This window comes from bacterium (genome assembly GCA_035529855.1).
Classification (GTDB): Bacteria; RBG-13-66-14; B26-G2; order WVWN01; family WVWN01; genus WVWN01.
In genome coordinates this window covers 1-4,812 of the sequence record DATKVX010000005.1, presented here as the reverse complement: position 1 = coordinate 4,812, position 4,812 = coordinate 1, and the positions used below count along the sequence as shown (strand labels likewise).

At 66.0% G+C, this 4,812-nt stretch carries 6 protein-coding genes; 2 read left to right on the top strand and 4 right to left on the bottom strand.

Translation table 11 applies throughout. From position 1 onward, the window contains the following. Both VMX79_00280 and VMX79_00275 read right to left on the bottom strand, forming a co-directional pair. On the bottom strand, nt 1-725 hold a 725-nt coding region (locus tag VMX79_00280), incomplete at its 3' end, for a QueT transporter family protein (protein HUV85531.1). Between the two features lie 4 nt (nt 726-729). Continuing rightward, entirely contained in the window at nt 730-1,416 is a 687-nt protein-coding gene (locus tag VMX79_00275) for a peptidoglycan-binding domain-containing protein (protein ID HUV85530.1), read from the bottom strand. 141 nt (nt 1,417-1,557) lie between these two features. On the opposite strand from VMX79_00275, the gene VMX79_00270 reads away from it, so the two are divergent. Beyond that, entirely contained in the window at nt 1,558-2,397 is an 840-nt protein-coding gene (locus tag VMX79_00270; protein ID HUV85529.1) for a formyltransferase family protein, read from the top strand. Between the two features lie 35 nt (nt 2,398-2,432). Continuing rightward, nucleotides 2,433-3,113 carry a class I SAM-dependent methyltransferase gene (locus VMX79_00265; protein ID HUV85528.1) on the top strand — a complete coding sequence of 227 codons (681 nt, stop codon included), beginning with the start codon at nt 2,433-2,435 and terminating at the stop codon, nt 3,111-3,113. A gap of 45 nt (nt 3,114-3,158) precedes the next feature. Here the strand turns inward: VMX79_00265 and VMX79_00260 are convergent, their stop codons facing one another. Both VMX79_00260 and VMX79_00255 read right to left on the bottom strand, forming a co-directional pair. Next, entirely contained in the window at nt 3,159-4,295 is a 1,137-nt protein-coding gene (locus VMX79_00260; protein ID HUV85527.1) for an MFS transporter, read from the bottom strand. 85 nt (nt 4,296-4,380) lie between these two features. Next, nucleotides 4,381-4,812 (bottom strand): hypothetical protein (locus VMX79_00255; protein ID HUV85526.1); only part of this gene is annotated, 432 nt, incomplete at its 5' end.

Genomic DNA, 4,812 nt, shown 5'->3' with positions numbered 1-4,812 from the left:
CCCGCGCCCACCGTCCCCGGCTGGAAGTCCGGCCCGAAGCCCGAGGCGAAGAGGCCCTGCCCCTCCACCCCCAGCGAGATGAAGTTCCCCGCGACCATCCCGCCGACGCACGCGACGACGACGAGGATTAACCCCAACGCGAACGTCCGCGGCCTGCGGGGCCGGACGTCCAACACGTCCGGGTAGAGCAGGCCGAGCGCCCGCACGCGCTTGTCGAGCGCCTTCAGCAGCAGCGGCCCGAGTATCGCCGGATAAATGATGTCGTTGGCGACGATGACGTTGCCCAGCGCGGCGAAGGGCGCAATCCCGAGGAGGTCGCCGCCCCAGCCGATGAAGAGGCCGCAGGCTGCCGCGGCCAGGACCACCGTCGCCTCGATTAATATCAACCCCCGCCACGACGCGAGGTATTCGCGTTCGGTAGCCCTGATGAGGCGGTACGGGATATACGCCAGCAGGAAGTTGCCGCCCAGGCCGAAGATGCTGCCCCAGCCGAGGGTCCCGAAGAAGTCGCCCAGCAGGTTGCCCAGCCCCGCGCCGACGGCGCCGGCGGGGCCGAAGAGCAGCCCCGCGACGAGGGGGATGGCCGCGGCGGGCCGCATCTCGGTCAGGCCCGGGATGAGGACCAGCGGCTTGAACGGGATGAGCAGCGCGGCGTAGAGGGCCGCGGTGGCCGCGGCCAGCACGACCATCCGCGTATTCCCCCACATCCTGAACAGCTCGCGCACGTCGCTACCTCGTCAGCTCGTAGATGCGTAGTAAGACCGGGGTATCCTTCAGGTCGTTGAGCGGCTCGACCTCGACGAAATATCTCCCGGCGAAGGGCACGTCGTCGAAGATCACGGCCTTGCCGTCGTCACCCAGCTCCGCCAGCGCGAAGCGGACGTCCGCCGGCGGCGTTACGACCCGGGCGTACGCCTCGTACGGGTTCACGACGTTGGCCTCCAGGCAGTCTCCCCCGCACGATATGACGTACGTCGTCCCCTGCACCGGCTTTATGTCGTACGTGCCCTTCTGGCCCGCCTTGACCGTTATCTGGGCGGACTCGAGGAGGGTGAGCTTGGGCGGCGGCCCGGTGGATTCGGGCCTCCCGCCCGCCACCGCGCGCTCGAGCGCGGCCGTCGTCTCCGCACCGACGACGCCGGTCACGGGCAGTCCCCAATCGCGCTGGAACGCTTTGACCGCGGCCTCCGTCGCCGGCCCGAACGCGCTCTCCAGCTTGCCGGACTTGAGGAGGTAGTCGTCGTAGCCCAGCTTCGAGAGGTCGGTCTGCAACAGCGTGACGTAGTCGGCGGCGAAGTCGCTGTCGCGGCTGCCGAACTCGAGCGCGTGGCCGCCGTAGCGGCCGCCCTGGGCGGAAACGACCGCCGGCAACGTCAACGCGACGAGTAATATCCCCGTTAAATATTTGCCTGTCATGGCCGCGGCGCTCCTTTCGTGCGGGCGAGTATATTCGGCCCGATAAAGTGTAGCGTTTAAGTATAAAATATTTTGGCTTGAAAGGCCACATAATCGGTGTTAGCTTTCGGCGAAAGCGCCTTGCGCGCGGAGAAGAAGGCAATGCTCCGGACCGCTTTTCTCGGCAATCGAAACGCGTTCAACATATTACTGGCCGACTGGCTCGCGCAGCGGACGGACCTGCGCGTCGTCATCTGGGCCTCGGCGGATTATTGGGCGCGGACGTGGCGGGGGCGCTTCCGCTTCTTTCGCCGCCGGGCGAGGAAGTACTCGGCCGTCAAGGCGCTGGACGAGCTGCTGTTCTATATTTTTTACCATACCTTCATGCGGCATAAAGAAGCCCGCTATATGAACCGGATGGTCGACGACTTTCGGGCCGAGCACGGCGTGCCGGCCGGGTTCGAGCCGAAGCGGCTTTTCAACGTCGCCGACGTCAATGCCGCCGAGATTCGCGAAGCGCTGGCGGCCGAAGAGGTCGACGCCATGTTCGCCGATTGCCTGGACGCGTACGTGAAACCGTTTATATATGAGGCGCCGCGGTACGGTACGTTCCTGTGGCACGAGGGCTTCACGCCCGAGTACCGCGGCTTCCACAGCCCTCTATACACCATTGTAAACGGGGAGTTGGACAAGCTAGGTTACTCGCTCATCAAAATGGACGCCGGCTTCGACACCGGCCCCGTCATACTCCAGGGGCGGGTGCGCGACGCGGACCCGTCGTCGGAGCCGTACGCGTACGTCGGCCACAAGGCCATACTCGACGGCCTGCCGGACGTGGAACGGGTAATCGCCGACCTCGACGCCGGCCGACCCCTCCCGACCGTGGACAAGGAGGGCGCGCCCAGCCGCCTCTACACTCGCCCCGGCATCACCGACCTGATTAAGTACCGGCGCGCGATAAGGCGACTCCGTAAAAAGGCCAAGGGCGGAGAAGCGCGATAAGCCATCGCCCGGGCGGCGGCAGATAAGAGGGAACGTTGGCGCGAGAATCGCTCGACTATTATCTGGAATGGAAGCCGCGGTTCTGGGAGGCACCTTTTTTATTCGGCCTGTCGCGGGTGGGCCCCGACTTCGAGGGGAAGAAGGTGTTGGAAATCGGGTGCCGGCGGGGGCGGATGTGTTCGTGGTTCGCGCAACGCGGGGCTTGGGTCGTCGGCGGCGACATTTCTTTAGCGGTCGCGGAGTCACGGGGAAGGGGCCGGCCCGTTTTTTGCTTGGTTCGTTTTCGCGGCGAAAGGCTGCCGTTTAAGGACGGGAGTTTCGATATCGTTTTTACGAAAGCGGTGTTCACGGTATTGGAAAAAGAAACGGCGCTGGAGGAAATGCTGCGCATACTGGCGCCGGGGGGGTACGTATGGCTGTTGGAGAATATGAAGCTGAACCCGTTCGCGGCCGTCGTTAGGTTCCTACGCCATCGGCGCGGTTTCAGGTGGGTAAGGCACATCGGTTACTTGACGTACGACGAGCTCGAGTCGTACGCGCCCGCGTTTTCACGATATGAGCACCGTGAATTCCATCTATTGACGCCGCTGGGCTGCTTCGTCCCGTTGCCGCGCGGCTGGCTCCGGCGCATCGTAGAGTGGGAAACCCGCGCGCTAAGGCGTTTTCGCCCCCTGGCCCGGTTCGCGTGGTTAACGTGTGTCGTCGGCGAAAAATAAACTTTCCCCCCTCCGGCCTTATCTTTGCATTCCTTCGAGGGTAATCTAACCGGGAGCGTCCGTGAAGGCGTCGCGTATCGGCGGCCCCGCGGCCGCGCGCCGGCGCAGGTACCACAACGCGAACGAGAGCGGTACCGCCGCCAGGCCGACGAGGCCGAGGAGGCTGAACGCCCGGCTCAGCGCGAACTTCTCGCCCACGTACCCCACGACGCCGGTGCCGAAAGAGCCCAGGCCGAAAGCCAGGAAGAAATTAACGCCGAACGCGATGCCCTGGCGCCGGCTCGACGTCAGCCGCGACACCAACGTGTTCGTCACCGGCTGCGTCGAGAAGTGGGCGAAGCCGTACGCCAGCGCCGGCGCGAACAGGAACGCCCCCTGGAACGTCCCCAGTAGCACCAGCGCCGCGCCCGAGAACAGGAAGGAGCCGGCGAGGATAAGCTCGTAGCGCCAGCGCGAGGCCAACAGGCCGCCGACGTATTGCCCCGCTATCCCCAACAGCAGCGCCGCCGTCGTCATCACGTTGCCGACGAAGAGGTTCTTGACGGTCGCCAGCCGCGTCGGCAGGAACGTCGTCGCGCCGTGGAAGATGAAGCCGTTCATCACGGCGATGACGTAGAAGAGAAGAAGGCCGCCCAAGAGCGTCTTCTGCGGAAGGGAGGGCGCCGCCGCCGGGCGGCCGGCGGGGCTCGAGCCGCCGCGGCCCGCCAGGCCCGCGAAGGCTGTGCCCAGCGCGGCCAGGGCCGCGGCGAAGGCCACGTACGGCCACCGCCATCCCGCGCCCGCCGTTATGGCGCCCGCGACCACCGGCCCGAGCGAGAGCCCCAGCGTCCCGAAGATGCCGTGGTACGCCATCGCCTTCTCGACCGAGCCCACCCGCCGCGCGATGAGAGAGAGCCCCGCCGGATGGTACAGCGCCGCCGCCAACCCCAGCAGGCCCAGGGCCGCGCCCAGCGTATAGATGTTCCGGGAGAGCGCGACGGCCACGCAGGCCGCGGCCATAGCGAAGCAGCATATCGTCAAAACGCGACGCGACCCGATCCGGTCCGCCAGAAAACCGCTCGCCGGCGCCGAAAGGCCGAAGGCGAAGTACGAGACGTTGCCGACGAGCGAGATGGCGAACAACCCCGCGCCCACGCTCTCGCGCATGGGCGTGAGGACCGCGGCGAACGTGACCATCGTCATGTGGATGAGGCCGTGGGCCGCGCCGGTCCCCAGGATTATCCTCTTCTCGTCGCCGGTGATAATTTCCCCTCAGTAAATTTAACCGCTACGGGTAATCGCGGTCGTAATCGTCTTCCGCGTAATCGGGCGGCTCGCCGTCGTACGAGAGTACCGCGACCCCCGAGGCGGTGCCGAAGGCCAGGCGCTTGCGGCCCTCGCGCGGCGGCAGGACCGCGACCGACTTGCAGTACTCGTCCCCCAGGCCGTAGCGCGCGTAGTACCGCCGGACGTCGCCCGTTTCCAAGTTGTACGCGTTCACGCCGACGCCGCGGATGGCGAGCCAGAGCCAGGGCGGGTCGGCGGCCTCGGCCCAGATGTCGGTATGGCTCAGGCCGTCGCCCCAGCTAATGTTCTTTTCGAATCGTAACGCCGCGTCCAGCACGTCGACGCCCTTGTCGTACGTCCCCACGTAAATATGCTCGTCGTCAGCGGCGAGCGAGAACAGCACGTCCGACGATAGGCCGTCGGCCGCCGCGAC

What these genes read in the sequence shown, in the direction of transcription:
- VMX79_00275 (HUV85530.1), bottom strand. Translation starts at nt 1,416, where the DNA reads ATGACAGGCAAATATTTAACGGGGATATTACTCGTCGCGTTGACGTTG.
- VMX79_00270 (HUV85529.1), top strand. Translation starts at nt 1,558, where the DNA reads ATGCTCCGGACCGCTTTTCTCGGCAATCGAAACGCGTTCAACATATTA.
- VMX79_00260 (HUV85527.1), bottom strand. Translation starts at nt 4,295, where the DNA reads ATGACGATGGTCACGTTCGCCGCGGTCCTCACGCCCATGCGCGAGAGC.